Source organism: Paenibacillus sp. FSL H7-0735 (assembly GCF_038008505.1).
Taxonomy (GTDB): Bacteria; Bacillota; Bacilli; order Paenibacillales; family Paenibacillaceae; genus Paenibacillus_AQ; species Paenibacillus_AQ odorifer.
Window position 1 is genome coordinate 776,487 of the sequence record NZ_JBBOZH010000002.1, and the last position, 18,856, is coordinate 795,342.

The 18,856-nt window shown below is 46.7% G+C and carries 12 protein-coding genes and 1 riboswitch; of the genes, 3 read left to right on the plus strand and 9 right to left on the minus strand.

All coding sequences use genetic code 11. The features are described from left to right. The first annotated feature begins 117 nt into the window (after window positions 1–117). A complete protein-coding gene (locus NSS82_RS31050) occupies window positions 118–1,254 on the plus strand; it encodes a virulence factor (RefSeq protein ID WP_036680234.1) in 1,137 nt (378 codons plus the stop codon). Window positions 1,255–1,355: 101 nt separating this feature from the next. Then, a riboswitch (Lysine riboswitch) is annotated at window positions 1,356–1,560 on the plus strand. A gap of 199 nt (window positions 1,561–1,759) precedes the next feature. Next, on the plus strand, window positions 1,760–3,241 hold the full coding sequence (locus NSS82_RS31055; RefSeq protein WP_076273156.1) for an amino acid permease: 1,482 nt from the start codon (window positions 1,760–1,762) through the stop codon (window positions 3,239–3,241). A 108-nt stretch (window positions 3,242–3,349) separates the two neighbouring features. Here the strand turns inward: NSS82_RS31055 and NSS82_RS31060 are convergent, their stop codons facing one another. The 5 genes from NSS82_RS31060 to NSS82_RS31080 all read right to left on the minus strand — a co-directional run bounded on the left by NSS82_RS31060 (window position 3,350) and on the right by NSS82_RS31080 (window position 10,967). Next, entirely contained in the window at window positions 3,350–4,489 is a 1,140-nt protein-coding gene (locus NSS82_RS31060; RefSeq protein WP_076273155.1) for a transglutaminase domain-containing protein, read from the minus strand. 139 nt (window positions 4,490–4,628) lie between these two features. Beyond that, complete coding sequence (locus tag NSS82_RS31065; protein ID WP_076273154.1) at window positions 4,629–7,001, minus strand: glycoside hydrolase family 95 protein; 2,373 nt, start codon at window positions 6,999–7,001, stop codon at window positions 4,629–4,631. A 115-nt stretch (window positions 7,002–7,116) separates the two neighbouring features. Then, entirely contained in the window at window positions 7,117–8,874 is a 1,758-nt protein-coding gene (locus tag NSS82_RS31070) for an ABC transporter substrate-binding protein (RefSeq protein ID WP_080742630.1), read from the minus strand. A 141-nt stretch (window positions 8,875–9,015) separates the two neighbouring features. Continuing rightward, entirely contained in the window at window positions 9,016–9,921 is a 906-nt protein-coding gene (locus tag NSS82_RS31075) for a carbohydrate ABC transporter permease (protein WP_076128700.1), read from the minus strand. A 65-nt stretch (window positions 9,922–9,986) separates the two neighbouring features. Then, window positions 9,987–10,967 (minus strand): ABC transporter permease, encoded by a 981-nt coding sequence (locus NSS82_RS31080; RefSeq protein WP_076100584.1) that lies wholly within the window; start codon window positions 10,965–10,967, stop codon window positions 9,987–9,989. A 743-nt stretch (window positions 10,968–11,710) separates the two neighbouring features. Between NSS82_RS31080 and NSS82_RS31085 the strand changes: the two genes are divergently transcribed. Continuing rightward, window positions 11,711–12,112, plus strand: coding sequence for a hypothetical protein (locus tag NSS82_RS31085; protein ID WP_076273153.1), 402 nt, complete (start codon window positions 11,711–11,713; stop codon window positions 12,110–12,112). A gap of 79 nt (window positions 12,113–12,191) precedes the next feature. Here NSS82_RS31085 and NSS82_RS31090 read toward each other — a convergent pair whose 3' ends face one another. The 4 genes from NSS82_RS31090 to xylA form a co-directional block, all read right to left on the minus strand. Beyond that, a complete protein-coding gene (locus tag NSS82_RS31090) occupies window positions 12,192–13,742 on the minus strand; it encodes a response regulator transcription factor (RefSeq protein WP_076273152.1) in 1,551 nt (516 codons plus the stop codon). After that, entirely contained in the window at window positions 13,739–15,526 is a 1,788-nt protein-coding gene (locus NSS82_RS31095; protein WP_076273151.1) for a sensor histidine kinase, read from the minus strand. Before NSS82_RS31095 ends, NSS82_RS31090 begins: the two co-directional genes overlap by 4 nt. A gap of 207 nt (window positions 15,527–15,733) precedes the next feature. After that, entirely contained in the window at window positions 15,734–17,230 is a 1,497-nt protein-coding gene (gene xylB, locus NSS82_RS31100) for a xylulokinase (RefSeq protein WP_076273150.1), read from the minus strand. Window positions 17,231–17,480: 250 nt separating this feature from the next. Further along, window positions 17,481–18,797 (minus strand): xylose isomerase, encoded by a 1,317-nt coding sequence (gene xylA / locus NSS82_RS31105; protein ID WP_076142240.1) that lies wholly within the window; start codon window positions 18,795–18,797, stop codon window positions 17,481–17,483. Window positions 18,798–18,856 lie beyond the last annotated feature (59 nt).

The following is an 18,856-nucleotide window of genomic DNA, read 5'->3' on the forward strand; positions in this document are numbered from 1 at the left end:
AAGGGTGCGCCCTTTTTCCGCAAAATATCTAAGCACCCTTTTGTGTTTCACGCCAGAAATGAGATAATATGTGTATAAAGTATGGCGGTGCATATACCGTTCAAGGGGGAGCTACGTATGAAGATTACTTTTATTGAACCGACTCCAAGTCCAAATACGATGAAGCTTCATTTGGACGAAAGTCTGGAACCTGGAATCCGCAGAACCTATACACCAGAAAGTGAACGTTCCGCACCTGCCTGGGCACGCGAAATGTTAACGATACCGGGCGTTATTAGCATCTATCATGCTGCTGACTTTGCAGCGCTCGAACGCAAGGGCAATGCGGATTGGGCAGCGATTCTAAGAGAAGTCCAGAACCGCTTCGGCAACAGCGAAGGCTTAATTGACGATTGGAATCTTGCCGATGAGAACGCTGGCGCTCATTTCGGCGAAGCCCAAGTCTTCGTCCAGATGTTCCGCGGAATTCCGCTGCAAATCCGCGTTAAGACCGGCGCGAATGAAGAGCGCATCTCCTTAGCAAACCGCTTCACGAAGGCGGTTATGGATGTGGCTAGCGCCGTGATGATTAAAGAGCGTAAGCTCACTGATTACGGCGTGCGTTATGGCGAGCCCGCGGAGATTGCACGCGAGGTGGAGCAAGAGGTTGAAGCGGCGTATCCGCAGGAACGCCTCGACTCTCTCGTGCAGCAAGCCATTGCGCACGGCGCTGAAGGCGAGTTCGTCGAGCAGAGACGAACCCGCAGTCAGGATGAGCTGCTGCGAGACCTGAAGCATGAGGATTGGCGCGTGCGCTACGCCGCGCTGGAGGACCTTACGCCGACGGCGGAGCTCCTGCCGGAGCTTAAGGCGGCGCTGCACGATCCCAAGCTGCATATTCGCAGGCTTGCGGTCGTGTATCTAGGCGACCTTCGCACGCCCGAAGCGATGGAGCTGCTCTATGAGGCGATGGCAGACAGCGCGCCAGCCGTGAGACGTACGGCAGGCGATACGCTGTCCGACATCGGCGATCCTGCCGCCACGCCTGTGATGACGGCGGCACTGACGGATAAGAGCAAGCTTGTCCGCTGGCGCGCAGCACGTTTCCTCTATGAGGTGGGCACATCCGATGCCCAAGCAGCGCTGTCAGTTGCGGCGGAAGATCCGGAATTCGAGGTTGGACTTCAGGCCAAAATGGCTTTGGAACGTATCGCTTCCGGTGAAGCAGCGGCGGGTACCGTTTGGCAGCAAATGTCAGAACGTCGTCGTAACTAATGTTCCCTACCGGATTTTGTCATTGCTTGACTTGCGAACTTGCTTTATACTAATTCCTGTTGTTTATAAATGAATGAAGTAAAGATAGCCTCGTCATACTAAGATGAGGTAGAGGTCGCGGATATAAAGAGTACGCGCGTGGAGACGTTAGAGCCGTCTATGAATCGCGTCGAAAGGAATATCTGCCGAAGTTTGCACTGTCGCTCTTACAGCGGTGCAGGCTGGGGTCGTTGCCGAAAGGCACGGAACTGTCACATTGTATAACCTGCATAGTAGCAGGTCATAATGTGTTGCGCTATCTTCACAGGGAGTATGATGCGGAGCTGTATAGATGGAAACCGCAGATATAGTCTGCGGTTTCTTTGTGTTTACAGAATTTGTATATTTAGTGTTTGTCCATAACCTTATGGAGACCACCAAATACACTCTCTCGCTCTGCGGGAGGAAGCAGCTCAGCACTCCCCGTTCATGAATTGAAAGATTAGATCATAAGGAGTGTCAAATCATGCAGGGCAAGCAGCAAAATCTAGCACAAGGCAGCATTAGTAACCCGCCTGAGCTAAAAAAATCATTTAAAGCAAGGCATTTGACCATGATTGCGCTTGGAGGATCTATTGGTACTGGACTCTTCCTCGCCAGTGGTGGCGCTATCGCTTCAGCCGGACCCGGTGGAGCACTTCTAGCCTATACGGCTGTTGGTGTTATGGTTTATTTCCTCATGACCAGTCTGGGAGAGCTCGCTACCTATTTACCGGATTCGGGCTCATTTAGCACTTACGGCACGCGTTTCGTCAGCCCCGCTTTTGGGTTCGCCATCGGCTGGAACTTCTGGTATAACTGGGCGGTTACGATTGCAGCAGAATTATCTGCCGCCACCGTCATTATTAAATACTGGTTCCCGGACAGTCCCTCCTTTCTCTGGAGTCTTGTATTCCTGCTGTTGATGTTCGGTCTTAACTTCCTGTCTGCTCGTGGATACGGAGAATCAGAATATTGGTTTGCCATTATCAAAATTATTACTGTTATCGCCTTTCTTATTGTCGGAGTTTTGATGATTTTCGGAATCATGGGTGGAAAAGCCGTAGGCTTCAGCAATTTCCAGATCGGGGGCAGCTCGTTCCACGGTGGCTTCTTCGCTTTCGTCGGTGTCTTTATGGCTGCGGGATTCTCCTTCCAAGGCACCGAGCTAATCGGTGTTGCAGCAGGTGAGAGTGAGAACCCTCGCCGCAACGTACCTATTGCTATTCGCCAAGTATTCTGGCGTATATTAATCTTTTATATCCTCGCTATACTTGTAATTGGAATGCTGATTCCTTACACGAATCCAGATCTGCTACGCGGTGGTATTGATGATATCGGAGTCAGTCCATTTACGATCGTATTTAATAAGGCTGGGCTTGCTATTGCCGCATCCGTCATGAATGCTGTCATTCTCAGCTCCGTATTGTCAGCCGGGAACTCGGGAATGTACGCCTCCACCCGCGTCCTGTACGCTATGGCTAAGGATGGAATGGCTCCACGTGCTCTAGGCAAGCTTAATCGCCGCGGTGTTCCCGTTGGAGCTTTGCTAGTGACCACAGCTGTCGGTATGTTGGCCTTTTTGGCATCATTCTTTGGTGACGGTGCCGTATACAACTGGCTACTTAATGCTTCCGGTATGTGTGGATTTATTAACTGGCTCGGCATCGCTGTCTGCCATTATCGTTTCAGACGCGCCTTTATAGCTCAAGGTCATTCCCTTGATGAGCTGCCTTACCGGGCTAGATGGTTCCCGTTTGGACCTATATTTGCCTTAGTACTTTGTGCGGTAGCCATCCTTGGCCAGAATATGGGCGCCTTCTCAGGTGGAAGCATCGACTGGTACGGTATTGCCGTTTCTTATATCAGCCTGCCATTATTCGTCTTAATTTGGGCCGGCTATCGCTTCTTCCGCAAGAGTAATATTATTCCTTTGGATAAATGCGATCTTAGTACTCACCCAGAATAAATAGTCTCCGCAAAAAGGGATATCCAGAAGCCTGAAAGGCTGCGGGATATCCCTTTTTGCATAAAGCAATCTAGCATATTCAGCTTCTGATTCTACTTAGTCCTTTGCCTATTCCCAAGTCACATATACTTTAAGATCACCCGTATTATCAAAAGAAGTGCTAGAATAAGACACTTCCTCTAGTCCAAGTTTATATAATTCCTGTAGATCATTCTTCAGCTGGGTTCCACTACCGTGATAACGGAATAATAAAGATCCCTCTCCTGAAGCGACAGCCTTATTCGCCAGCTGAATTAAATCTGCTGCTGAACGTACAATCCGCTCCTCGGCATACAGCTCATAATTAAGGTCCTTCTGAAGCTGCTTATACACCCCGGCGCTCTGTCCTCCACGCTCTACAAGTGCTGACAAGGTCTTATAATAGGCAACCGAGGCTGCCGGATAAGACTTCGTCCAGCTATGGTCCTGACGCATTTGTGCATCAGTCTTCAAGTAATACGCGGTGCTTACCACGCCGGCTTTATCAGGTGTCGGGTCATCCCAAGTTGTGTCGAGATGATACCATCTTCCTTCGAGCAGCACTAGATTCCAAGCATGAGACTGGCTGCGTCCTCCCGGCTGTTTTGCAGTGCCCTCAACGATTTTATTACTGAATCCCGCTTCCTTGAGCAGCTTATAGGTCAACAGCGAATACCCCTGGCAAACGGCACTGCCACTCTTCAGACCTTCATAAGCCGTATATTTACGATAAGAAGTATCATACTTCAGACGCAGCACCACCCAGTCGTGGATAGCCTTAACCTTCTGATGATTATTCATGCCCGGTGTAATGATCTTCTTGAGCGTTGCCTTTACTTCTTTGTTCACAAAAGCGGTCTGCTCCAGCGTTTCCAAGTATTTCACTTCTACCGTAACCTTTACAGAGCTTTTGCTCCCTCGATAAGTGTATCCGTAGCTGTCTATGATGTAATACAAATAGGGATCGCTATTCATCGCTTGATCTAGACCCGTTTGTATCTGTGTTTTTAAATTCGAGGTTTTCCCCTCATAAGTAAAAGTGATAGTCTCTCTACGATTATTCATCGCACCGGTTAGCTTCTGGGCAATTTCACTCACAGAACGAACGGTCGGTGAAGTCGTGGCCGCATAAGCATGCCCCCAGGTCCAATACAATGTCGGGGGAATGGCTGCGCAAATAATCACTCCTCCAAGAATGACTTTTGCCAACGTGAAGCGTTTTTTCCACATAATTATTCTGATCCTCCGGCTCCTACAGACTTATTCAAAACCCTCCATTTAATAGATAATGAGGACTTGGGCAAAAAAAGACTGTTCTCTGTAGAATAATTCTACTCTGAGAACAGCCACTAAGCCAGACCGATATGGATTATTTCTTTAGGGGTGTAATGATATAGGTCTCTCCTATTGCTGTTTCAAATTCCAGCCCCGCTCCTTCAATCTGTGTACCATCCGGTTTTTGAATGAGCAAAGGCTGGTGTTGAACAATTCTGCAGGATCGGCCATGAGTGGATGTAATCTCTGCCCTTGTTAAACAGCCCCCGCTCCATTCTATAGTCGTGACAAAGCCACCCCGTGCCACCAAACCTTTCACGCTGCCTTCAGACCATTCCTCTGGAAGAGCAGGTAATAGTTCCAGACCCTCCTGATGACTTTGCAAAAGCATTTCTGCTATTCCGGCTGTAGTTCCGAAGTTTCCATCAATCTGAAACGGAGGGTGATTACCGAACAGGTTCGGCAAACTGGAATCTTGCAAAATGCGACGTAGACAGCTAACCGCACTCTCGCCATCCTTCAGACGCGCATAAAGATTAAGCAACCAAGCTGCGCTCCAGCCTGTATGGCCACCTCCGTGTTCTATGCGTTTCTTCAGTGTGAATGTTGCCGCCTCCGCTAGCTCTGGTGTGGAGGAAGGGCTAATTACGTTCCCAGGGTACAGGTCATACAAATGAGAAACATGACGATGCCCAGGCTCTTGTTCAGCGAAATCCTCATTCCATTCGCGGACAGTTCCGTCCGGTGCGATCCCCTGGTGGGCAAGCTGCTTCTGTTTCTGCATAAGCTCCTGACGCAGCTCTACATCGGTATTTAAAATGTCAGCAGCCTGAATGCAGTGCTTGAACAACTCAGCGATGAGCGATAAATCCATGGCTGAGCCAGCCGAGACACTGCATGGTATGCCTTCAGCAGTCAGAAATACATTCTCTGGCGAGGTAGACAGACCTGTCGTCCATCTTCCATCAGGCAGCTCCACTAGCCAATCCAGACAAAACAATGCGGCTCCCTTTAATAAGGGATAAGCTGTGCGCAAATAGTCCTCATCTGGACGGAAAGCGTAACGCTCCCATAGATGGCGAGAGAGCCATACCCCGCCCATCGGCCAAAAAGCCCACATCGCCTTACCGTCTGATGGAGAAGTCATCCGCCACAAATCGGTATTATGGTGTACTGTCCAGCCGCGTGCGGCATAATGAATATTCGCTGTACGGCTGCCAGCCACGCTAAGCTCCGTAATAAAATCTATTAAAGGTTCATGGCATTCGCCCAATCCGCATAACTCGGCCGGCCAATAATTCATTTCGGTGTTTATATTTGTCGTATAATTGCTGTTCCATGGTGGCTGAATATAGGGATTCCAAATGCCCTGCAGATTCAGAGCTTGTGTCCCCGGCCGTGAGCCAGCAATCATAAGATAGCGGCCATACTGGAACAGTAGCGCTTCCAGTTCAGGATCCGTCTGTCCTTCGCGGTATTGTGCCAGTCGCTCATCAGTCGGAAGCTCTCCCCGGGAGGCAGCAGATGCAAGCGTCAACTGCACACGGCGGAACAGGGATTGATGATCCTCTAGGTGGCGCTGCTTAAGCTCTGCGTATCCTTTTGAGGCTGAAGCTAACTGCTCTAGGCACAATTCCGCTGGCAGCTTGCCACCGCTTCCCGGCATCCGGTCATACCCGGCATAATCGGTTGCCGCAGCCAGACGAAGGGTAATGGAGTGCGCGCCAGAAATCAACAGCGAGCCGTTCTCCGCTGCACAAGCCCCACCTTCCGTCTGGATATCCATAACCGCAGCAAAACTTATGCCAAGGCCCTCTTCATATAATACGGCACGCGGGTGATCCCCTACGTAGTTATCAGCCACATGCGACGGGGCACGGCCAGTCATAATAAGCAAGCCATTCGGAGTAATCTCCGAGTGGGAAGGATGCGGTGATGCCAGATCCGCCCAGAAATCTGGCAGAGTAGCTTGGCCCTCTCCCCCCTCCGCACGGATATGAAGAGCTATAAGCTCATCCGGTCTGCTGGCCAATACTTCACGTACGATCCTTACACCACCGGCAGTATAGGATACCGTAGCCAACGCCCGATCCAGATCAAGCTCCCTCCGGTAATCCTCTACAGCACCTGCAAAATTAAACTTCAATCGCAAATCTCCAAGTGGTTGATAGGATTCCGTCCGGCTGCCTAACATTTTGGCGTCCACCAGTGCTTCTGCTTCCTTGTATTTTCCCTCTGCTACTAGCTGTTTGGCTGGGGCTAAATGCCGCAGTGCCTCATAATTGGCTTTATCCCGCGGGAAACCCGACCATAAGGTGTCTTCATTTAATTGAATCCGTTCTTCTTCGATTCCACCAAAGACCATGCCGCCCAGCCTGCCGTTACCTACGGGCAGCGCCTCTTCCCATACAGCCGCCGGCTGCTTGTACCATAACTCATGCTGTCCGGAGTTCTTGCTCTCTCCCATGTATATTCCTCCTGTCCTGTTATGACCGGTGAAAAGCAATCAGCGGGAGGCCCGGACTTTCGTTCGGACTTCCCGCCATCTTCATGCTTTTATTGTATTAGACGAAATTTAATAATTAATCATTCCAAAGTTTCACGCGTTGTTTAACCAGCTCTTCACGCAAATCTTCAGCTTTCGTTACACCAGCTTTATCTAGCTCAGCCATGTAAGCATCCCAAACTTTATCGAAATCAGCTGGTTTAGACAAGATTGCTTCAGGGATCCGTTTCCAACTGATATCCTTCAGCTTGTTGTCAAGAACGACGATTTCGCTATCCCCAGGAATCGTGATGTTCCATGCCGCGCCCCAAGGTTTAACTTTGAACTCATCTTCACTAGGGAAGAGGTCTTTCCAAGTGGTTGCTTTGTAAGCAGCAAGTGTTTCTTTTTCAACCGCATTGTAACCTACGGTTACTTGCTCAGGGAAACGAGTTGTGTAGTAGTTACCAGATGGATCCAATACACCGTCGCCATAGTGAGCGCTCAGCAATGCATAGTTTGATCCGACATTACCCAAGCCAGTTTCTTTTTGGAAGTTGGTAGTGTCATTATATTTACGGTCGTTCACATCTTCAGGAATGACACGTTTGCCATCAACAACATTGTAGTGTTTGCCTTCAATACCCCAGTTGACCAGTACTTGACCTTCGTCGGAAGCTAGGTAGTCCAGGAATTTAATTGCACGAACTGGATCTTTAGCATCTACGCTGATCCCAATTCCGTTACCACCCATGAAGCCTGTAGGCCAGAAGGAGGTTTCTTTGTACTCCTCAGACAAGGTTACAGGATAGTGTCCATAGCCTTGATCCAGCTTGCCTTCAGCTTTCAATGCTCTTTCTCCATCGCCATAACCCCAGTCTTGGTCAATCAAACCAATAACGCGGCCGGTAGCGATTTTAGCTTTGTACTGATCATACTTTTGAACGAAACTTTCTGGATCAAGCAATCCGATATCGTTCATGTGGTTGAGCCAGCGGAAATATTCTTTTTCAGCCGGACGACGGAAGTGATAAGTTACTTCTTGGGTGTCGATATCAATCGCATATTCACCATCGTCAGGAGAACCAGTAGTAATAAATGCTGGGTTAGTTACTGTAATGTACATGTACCAATCGTCTGCATTCAGAGTCAGGCCGATGTTTTTGTTACCATTTTCATCGGTAGGATGTTTTTCCAGGTAAGCCTTGATTACGTTCTCATAATCTTGAACAGTTTTGATTGCAGGATATCCAGCTTCTTTAACAGCACGGTGCTGTAGTTCAAATCCGCCACCAGCATCAAAATATTTGTTGTCCACACCTGCATAGGTAGGGATGGCATAAATCGCATGATCATCGTCACTGTAACGTGAACGTTTCATGCCTTCTTCGCCCAATACTTTTTTGATATTCGGAGCATATTTTTCAATCAGGTCTGTTAGATCAAGCATTGCGCCTGCATCCACCAGCTTGCTGACATCAGTCTTAGCACTGATCAAATCCGGATATTCACCGCTCGCTGCGATCAAGGCTACTTTTTGTTGAGGATCACCAACTGCATATTCAGCATTTAGGGTTACTCCCGTTTTTTCCGTAATCACTTTACCAACTTCATCTTGCATACCTGTCCAGTTCGGGTTAGGGTCTGCACTGAAGAAGGTCATCGTGAGCGGGGAAATATCCTCAGCCGCATTGGTCGCATTTCCAGCATTAGTTGCGTTGCCGCCTGTATTTCCAGCTGCAGCATTACCGTTGTTGCCATTGTTACCGCCGCAGCCTGCAAGCACACCGAGCAGCATAATAGAAGTGAGCGTTAATGCCGTAGCTTTGGCTTTTATCTTTCTATTACTTCCCATTAAATAAACCCTCCTTAAAATTGTTTATCTATCGTATCACAGGTGAAGACCTGTTAATACTTTACCCAGCTTGCCAAAAGAAAACGGATACACAATAGGTTTTAAGCATAGGGGAGACTAAGCTCCCCCGTTGAACTGTGATTAGCTCTTCACAGCACCAAGTGTCATACCTTTAACAAAATACTTCTGAATGAACGGATAAACCAACAGGATCGGTACGGTTACGACAATCGTAATCGCCATTTTGAGCGACTCCGGCGAGACCTGATTGGAAGCCAGCGAAGCAATGTTGGAGCGGTAGTCGCCTCCGTTACCACTGGTTGTGGTCTGTAGAACCTTCATCAATTCATATTGCAATGTGGTCAAGTTAGGGCTTGAACCATTGTACAGATAAGTATCAAACCAAGCATTCCATTGACCTACTGCTAGGAACAGCGCGATCGTTGCTAGCGCTGGCTTCATCAATGGCAGAATAACCCGGAAGTAGATAGTAAAGTCATTGGCTCCATCCAGCTTCGCCGATTCCTGCAACGCATACGGCAGGCCGTCGATGAAGGAGCGGATAACGAAGACGTTAAAGGCACTAACCAGTCCAGGCAATACATAGACTGCAAAGCTGTTCATCATATGCAGATCCTTGATCAGCATATATATTGGAATCATTCCTCCTGAGATATACATGGTCATTGCCAAGAATGTGGAAACAAACTTGCGACCTGCAAAGTCAGGGCGGCTGATCGTAAACGCCAGCATCGAGGCACTGATCAGTCCGAACAAAGTACCGATAATTGTCCGCAAAGCGGATATTTTAAACCCGGTGATTAATCCGGAGAAAGTGAAGATCTTTAGGTAATTGTCCCAGGTAAAATCCCGGGGATAGATGGTCACTCCACCGCGCACACTGTCCACTGAATCATTCAGTGAGATTGCAAGCACGTTCAAAAACGGATAAATCGTGATTACAACCACGAACAGTACTACAAAATATACAAAGAAATCAAAGATCCGGTCTGACCATGACTTTCCGGTGATAGCTGAATTTCCCACTGTAATGCTCTCCTTTCATGAAAAGGGCAATTTACTGCCACGATTGGGTAGAAGGGCCTTCTGTGCTACAGAAGGCTCTCTTTTGTTGTACGTTTGAAGATTCCATTAATCGTAAACAGTAGAATTACACTGATCACTGAGTTGAATATATTGATCGCAGTACCGTAGGAATATCTCGCCATGCCCAGTCCGTATTTCAGTGAATACAGGTCTAGCACTTGAGAATAGTCGGTAACGAGGTTGTTTCCAAGCAAGAATTGCTTCTCAAAGCCGATATTGAGCAAATTACCCACCGACATAATGAGTAGTACAGTAATTGTTGGGCGAATACCCGGAAGTGTAATATGCCATACCTGACGAAGCCTGCTGGCACCGTCTACCCGGGCCGCTTCGTACAATTCAGGCCCAATACCTGCGATAGCTGCAAGGTAGATGATGGCGTTCCATCCGGTCTCTTTCCAGACATCCGATAAGGTAACGATTCCCCAGAAGAGATGGCCCTGGGCCATAAACTGGATAGGTGCGTCTATGAATCCTATTCCTAACAAGATATCGTTTACAAGACCATTTTCACCAGATAACATTTTAGTTACAATCCCCGCTGCAACCACCCATGATACAAAGTGGGGCAAATACGAGACTGTTTGAGCAAATCTTTTAAAGAAGCCAAGACGCACTTCATTGAGCAATATTGCAAACGTTATTGGAAAGATAAATCCTGCGACTAAGCCCATTCCACTCATCGCCAGCGTATTACGCAGCGCCAGAAGGAATTGCGAGTCACTGAACAGTGTCTTAAAGTGTTCAAAACCTACCCATTCTTGTTCAAAAAAGCCACGTGCGGGCTTGTACTTTTGAAAAGCCATCGTCCAACCCCATAACGGGAGATAACTGAAGACGAATGCCCAGATCACAAAAGGTATTGACATCATCCATAAGTACTTTTGATTCTTAAAGCTTCTCCAAAACCGTCCTCCTGAAGCAGGCTTTTTGTTGCGTGTTCGGGTATCCGGCGGGATTTGAGAAGTTACTGTGTCCGCTTTCATAAAGCCCCTCCTCTCTATGTCTATATTCTAAATCTCTGTAAGCGATTGCAGTACCCTATAAATTCGACCTAAAATCAGGTGAAAATTAGAGATTTATAGCCAAAATAAAGCGGATACATCGTTGAAAAAACTGAAAACAAACATGAATTTACTGAAAATATAATCACGTGAAATTATTTGATTTCATAAATCAATACGATACTTAATCCCCTGTCTATTTCACACAATTAATACTTCACCCCATAATTAATAAAACGCCCCGAGCTAACGTTCTATAAGTGAACGTGGCCGGAAGCGAAGGCGCGGACTGAAATGACCCTATTTAAGCAAATTGCACATCCTATTGTGTTAGGCGGACTATAAAGACCTTATTCACTTAAAAAACCACCTTTTGGAGAACATTTGCAGCTAATAACGTCCATCGAGTCCGATAAATCGAAATTGGACTCGAAATAGCCCAAATAACGACTCTGGAGTCCGTCATACCCGCGAATGAAGACTGTAATGTGCTCTCAGATGAGGCGTAACAAGTATACCCGTAACCTCTGCCCTGCTCCTCAACGAAAACCTCCGTATGGTTCAATTAAAATTAATTACTTTAATATCATCTTAGCTAGAAAATATTACCTGATCCGTCAGTACTTTAACTATTTCAGATACATATTCCTTATATGCACATGCCGAGTCGACATTATCTGTTGTACCTGCAATTTCTTTTCCTGAAGGAGGGTAATAGGAGAGCAATGAAAAACAAAAACATCAAGATATTATTATTGATTATCGCCGCAGTATTATTGACACTAAATTTATTTCAATTCAATAACAACGTAAGCCATAACAGATTTATGGATAGGCTAGACCTGAATCTTACATCAGAACTCGACGGTCTAAGAGTGGAATTAGAACGATCCTCAACACCAAGTATTCTTGCTGTAGAGCAAGCGAGTAAAATTGCTGCCCTTTCGACGTATTCAACATTAGGGTTCGATTATGGATATACCTTGGAAACCAGAATACATGACAAATATGTGCAAAACGAACCTTTTAAAGAGATGGACCAAATTCAAGCGTTACTTCTGGCCCTTCTAAAGGACCCTGCAAATCTAGAATTGCAGCAACGATTAGATTTATTATTAGTGAAGTAGCTTTAATGTAAGAAAAAAAAGCCACAGCTAAAGCTCAGGTTATACCTGAACTGCAACTGTGGCTTTTTGGGCTTCTATTTTAGATGTTTTTGCGAAAAGAACTCGGGGAGAGCCCTACATATTTACGGAACTTGGCGTTAAAGTAATCGGGGTTCATGTACCCTACTTTCTCGGCCACCTCATATACTTTCATGCCTTGTGCTAGGAATTGCTTCGCCTTCTCAATCCGCACTTTGTCCACATACGTATTGAAGTATTCCCCCGTAGTGTTCTTGAACATTTTACCTAGATATGCGCTGTTGTAATTAAATAACTCGGATAAGGTCTCAAGCTTAAGATTCTCATTGTAACGGCGGTTGATTAGCTCCGTAATTTTTTTGATCTCATTCCCTTTGCTGCCACTGGACATTTGATCGGCGATCTCCGCCATGAAATTGACGGCCTGCTCTTGCAGGTCTGCCAGATAATGACTATGGTAGAGCTCACCGATCGGCGGGGAATGCTTAGCAGCATTGCTGCGAATCTCTGGATAGACCGGTTCGAGACGGGCCAACACCGTGCTGAGAATCCGCACAAATGTATCTTTAATCTGCTGCTCCTCACTGCCCGCATTCAGTAGCTCCGCACAGATCGTATCCACCAGCGGTTCAATGGCAGCACGGCTTCCGGTTTCAACAGCCAGCATTAGGCGGCTCTCCGCATCCTGCCCTTCTTCGGCGTATGCCTCCGCCACTCCAGGAAACAACATACCGGAGAGATCGGCGCTGATCAGAATCCCTTTGCGGTAAAAGAATGCCCGGCGCAGCAGTTCACGCGCCACTTGAAAAGACTGTGCCGCCTCTTCTGGTCCAGCTACTGGGCCTCCAGTTGCTGCACTGAAGTCGTACCCCTCACGGCAAATTAAGGAAGAAAGCTCTTCCATCAGCCGCTCCTGTTCCTGCTTTCCTGGCAGCGGCTCTTGCAGCAGGAATCCAATATATGGCGGCATCGTGAAAAACATCCGCTCTTCACTGCTGCCAAAATACTGTTCTACCGCGGCCTTAACGGCCCGCTCTCCTTCCTCACTGCCGCCCGCAGGCGCGAGTAGTTCGAGTAGGATCACTTCGACACGGTCTGGTTTAAGACCCAGTGCTGCCGCATGCTTAGCAGGATCATTCTCCCCCTCCTCCGCAGTTGAAGGCTGCAGCAATGCACGCATCAGGCTTTCACGATTACGGGCAGGCTCCTCTTCATTCCAGCGGCTAAAGCGATCTTCCTGAGCGATCGTGACTCTGAGTTCCTCTAAATAGTTGATCAGCTCTTCCTCATCCACCGGCTTCAGTAAATAGCCGTCAATGCGGTAAGAAATGGCTCGTTTGGCATACTCAAAGTCCGCATGACCACTTAAAATCAGCACATGGCTGGTCGAGCCTTCTTCGCGCAGCTCACCGATTAACTCCAGCCCGTCCATACCAGGCATGCGGATATCCACCACAATCAGTTCCGGATAAAAAATATGATATTTCTCCTGAGCTTGCAAGCCGTTGGCGGCCGTAGCCACCACCGTATACCCCAGCTCTTCCCAAGGGATTAGAGCCCGAAGGCCTTCCCGCAGCTTTGGCTCATCATCAACAATCAATACTTTGATCATAGATTTATGTCCTCCATTGGAATACGAAACGTAATAGATGTTCCTTCATTCATCCGGCTTTCGATATTCAGTCCATATTCAACACCGTAGGATAACTTCAAACGGTCGTGTACATTGCGCAGCCCGATCCGTGCCTCTTCCTGCTCATCACGAACCTCAAGGGTATAACGGATCTGCTCCAGCTTGTCCGGAGTGATCCCGGCTCCATTATCGGTAATGGTAAAGACCGCATGATTCTGCTCACGCTTGATATTCACCGTAACCATTGCTCCATCCATCGTGTTGTCCAGCCCATGAATCACCGCATTTTCCACAAGCGGCTGCACAATCAGCGGCGGGATGTAGAGCGATTCGACGGCAGGGTCTACAATAAATTGATATTTCAAACGATCCTCATAACGGAATTGCTGAATATCCAAATAACAACGAACCACTTCAAGCTCCTGGCTAAGCAAAATTTTACTTCGGCCTACCTCCAGATTACTGCGCATCATTTTGCCAAGAAGACGCACTACCCGTGCAATCTCCACTTGCCCTTTCATATGGGCCTCCATACGAATAGATTCCAGCGCATTGAACAAGAAATGAGGATTGATCTGGCTTGCCAGCATTTTAAAACGGATATCATTCTGTTTCTGTTCCAGCAGACTGTTCTGGTCATTAGATTCCTGTACCTCGAACATCAAATCGTTAATACTCCGCACCATAGAATTGAATTGACGAGCTAACAGAGCAATTTCATCTTTGCCATCAATTTTTAATGAAGTGTCAAAATCACCCGTACTAACGCGGTTAATATGTCTGCTTAACTGCAATAATCGACGTGAAAATAACGAAGAGAAACTATATATGATTAAAAAGGCCAATAAAACGCTTACGGCAATCACGGTAATCGAAAGCTTAATCACCCGATTAGGTTCTTTGACTATACTATCAATAGAAAAAACAGAAATAATTCGCAGGGCGTTACGGCTGGCTTGTGGTTTAAGTTCTTCTATCACTATTTTGGAGGCTTCACCATCTACTTCTGCCTCATAGCTCCCGCTTCCTTGCCCCAAAAGCTTTGTATCAAAAGAAACATCTGCCAGTTTCTTTCCTGTTCGATCGCTCCGGTTCGCAGCAATGATGTTATCCTGATCATCCACGATCATGGTATCAAATGATTCCTGGCTCAGAATTGAAGTTAGCTGGTGACTGTTTACATTAATAACGAGCACGCCAATTTTACTGGAGCCCTCCAGCTCGATTTTGCGGACAAGGCTTAAATAATTCCGCTGATCACGCTCATCCTCTATATATTCCCAACCGACGAGGCTATCGTACCGCTGTGCTCTCTGATACCACTGGCTCTCCTTAATGGCAGACGAAGGATTGATCAGCTCCCAGTTGTTAAGCAGCGTAGCATTATCAGTGTATAAACGTATGTTGGATATGTCTTTATATAATCTTAGGTATTCACGCATATCAGTGTAATCCCGATAAGCCTCAACCACATCATAAGTGCTTACATACTGGCGTATGGCGAGTTTTTTCAGCCGGGCATCATTGGACAATCGATACGCTATATCTTGCGATACACCGATGACTTCTTCTGTTCTTTTTTTTACCCGATCTACGTTAATTGAAGCTTGCTCCAGTGCGTTCTCAAACGCCATGGTCCTCATCTCAATCGTAAGATAACCACCTACCAGTAATACCGGCAAAAGTGTAGTCAGTAAAAAAGCAAGCAGCAGCTTATTGCGGATTTTGATGTCATTCAGCACCTTAACAAACCATTGAAACATGGCCTTTCGCCCCCCGAAACCTTCGCTATCTCATTTACAGGCTGCCACTACCTTGGAGATATTCCATACTTTACAGAAGAAAAATGAAAACGGCAACATTTTTGAATATTGCCGTTCATCACCTCTATAAAGAAGATGGTCTTTAAAAAGGCCTTCCGCCAGATGCGAAAGACCTTTTTTATATCAGACAGATAGATAAATGGCGCTTTATTGGCGATATGCAGCCAGCTTGTTATTCAATTCGCGGGTCTGGCCGTAAACTTCCTGATAGAGGTTGAATAAACCATCATAGATTGCCGTTTGTTTCGGATCTGGTTTATAAACATCAGCAGGACGGATAAACGCTTCTGCACATTCCGCAAGGGATGTGAACCATCCGCTTCCATAAGCCGCCAGCATAGCTGCTCCCATTGCCGGACCCTGCTCACTTTCTAGCTTCACGATAGATGCATTGAAAATATCAGCCTGCATTTGCAGCCAAGCCTCATTTTTAGCTCCACCACCAATTGCAATGATCTCTGTAATCTCTTTGCCTGACTCACGTACAATCTCAATGGATTCACGCAGTGAGAAGGTAATGCCTTCTAATACTGCTCGTGTAAAATGCGTCAACGTATGCCCTGAATCCATACCAATAAAGCTTCCGCGAATATTTGCATCTGGATGTGGTGTACGTTCTCCTACAATATAAGGAGTGAATAACAGGCCGCCGCTGCCAGCTGGAATAGAGGAAACTCCGCTTAACAGCTCATCAAAGCTTTTGTCTGCCGCAAAGGTTTCTTTAAACCACGTAAGGCTATGACCAGCAGCTAGTGTAACCCCCATAATATAGTAGGCATCTTTTTCACCATGGTTAAAGAAATGGACTTTGCCTTCGAGATTCAAATCTTTATTGCTCTCATAAGAAAGAACTACACCAGATGTACCAATACTGCACATGGTCCGGCCTTCTCCCAATACACCCGCTCCGAGCGCGCCACAAGCATTATCCGCACCACCAGCAAATACCTTCGTTGAAGATAAAAGACCTGATGCTTCAGCAATGTCCGGCAATAATGTTCCAGTCTGTTCAAAGGATTCTACCAATCTAGGACAAAGAGAAAGTGGAAGTTCAAAAGCCTCTGCGATTTCTGCGCTCCATTCTTTAGAGCCTACATCCAATAGCAACGTTCCGGCAGCATCGGAGTAATCCATTGCATAATCACCCGTCAACCGATAGCGTACATAGTCTTTTGGCAGCAGGAACTGATGCGCCTGTGATAATATTTCTGGTTCATTCTCTTGAACCCACAGAATCTTAGGCAGTGTAAAACCTTCCAATGCTTTGTTTCTGGCGATATCGATCAACTTCGTTCCAAGCGTCTTCTCAATCTTACGGCATTGTGCAGTAGTACGGGTATCATTCCAAAGAATAGCTGGACGCAGCACTTGCCCTTCCTTATCTACCAGTACCAATCCGTGCATTTGTCCGGAGAAACTTAGACCGTCTACTTGAGACGGGTCAATGCCTGATACTTCAATCAGACGGCGCAGGCTGACCAGCGTGCCCTTTACCCAATCCTCAGGATTTTGCTCACTCCAGTTAGGTTGGGGTCTGCTTAGCGGGTAGGACTCAGAATGCTCAAAAGCCACCTTCCCCTGCGGGTCCACTAGAACAGTCTTCACTGCACTAGTCCCCAAATCAACACCTATAACGTATTTCATTTTTGACCTCCTAAAAGTTTTATGGAGCTTAGCTTCTTGATTCTCTTCGCAATAAAACTCGCTTCGTAAGCATCTGCTTAGTTTTATGAGCGTTTACTACGTTGAGTTACCTCGAATAAAACTTACTTCGTAAGCATCCGCTTAGTTTTGGCTACAAAAAGGGGGCTGCCGAAGAATGCTCTCTTCAGCAACCCCCGTTGCATTTGTTCAAACTGGACTCAAAGCTTAAGCTTCAAGCTCCCTGTAAAGACTACTCAGCCAAGATGTATTGGTTAAGGGTAGCTCTCAGGTATTCTTGACGTCCGGATTGGTTAGGACGTGGGTTCTCATTGTTCAAAGCATATTCAGCCAAAGAAGCCAATGTTGCTTTACCTGAAACGATGTCTGCACCAACGCCTTCAGTGAAGCTGCTGTAGCGTTTGTCAACGAAGTCTTCGAATACGCGATCTTCGATCAATTTAGCAGCAACTTTCAAGCCTTTTGCGTAAGTATCCATACCAGCGATGTGTGCCAAGAACAGATCTTCTGGCTCGAAGGAAGGACGACGTACTTTAGCATCGAAGTTAATTCCGCCTTTGCCAAGACCGTCATTCTTCAATACTTCATAAAGAGTAAGTGTTGCATCGTAGATGTTTACTGGGAATTCATCAGTATCCCAACCAAGCAGTGTATCCCCTTGGTTAGCGTCAAGTGATCCAAGCATGCCATTAATACGAGCTACACGAAGTTCATGTTCAAAAGTATGACCTGCAAGCGTAGCGTGGTTAGCTTCAAGGTTCAGCTTGAAGTGCTTGTCGAGCTTGTATTTTTGCAAGAACGAAATTGTTGTTGCTGCATCGAAATCATATTGATGTTTAGTAGGCTCTTTTGGTTTAGGTTCGATCAGGAATTGACCGTCAAAACCAATTTCCTTAGCGTAATCTACAGCCATGCTGAACAGGCGAGCAATGTTATCTTGTTCAAGACCCATATCTGTATTCAGCAATTCTTCGTAACCTTCACGGCCGCCCCAGAATACATAGTTGCTTGCGCCCAGACGTTTACCAACTTCCAGACCTTTCTTCACTTGTGCTGCTGCATGTGCGAAAACATCAGCGTTAGGTGTAGAACCTGCACCGTGCATATAACGTGGGTTAGTGAACATATTAGCTGTATTCCACAGCAATTTCTTGCCGGAAGTCTTCATGCCTTGTTCAAGGATATCAACGATAGTGTCGATGTTGCTGTAGAACTCACGCAAAGATGCGCCTTCTGGTGCGATATCTACATCATGGAAGCAGAAGTAAGGCAAATCCATCTTGTCCATAAATTCGAATGCTGCTTCAGCGCGAGCTTTAGCTTTATCAAGACCATTCAATTTGTCCCAGCTGCGAATTGCAGTTTCAGCGCCAAACGGATCAGAACCGCCAGCAGTTAATGTATGCCAATAAGCCATTGCAAATTTCAGATGTTCCTCCATAGTTTTGCCGGCTACGACTTCTTTAGGATTGTAGAATTTAAATGCATAAGGGTTGGTGGAACGGCTTCCCTCGTAAGAGATTTTGTTCACTGTCTCAAAATAAGCCATTGTGTAATCCTCCTCATATTGTGCTACGCTAGCAAGCGTTTACAGCATCATCTTAACAC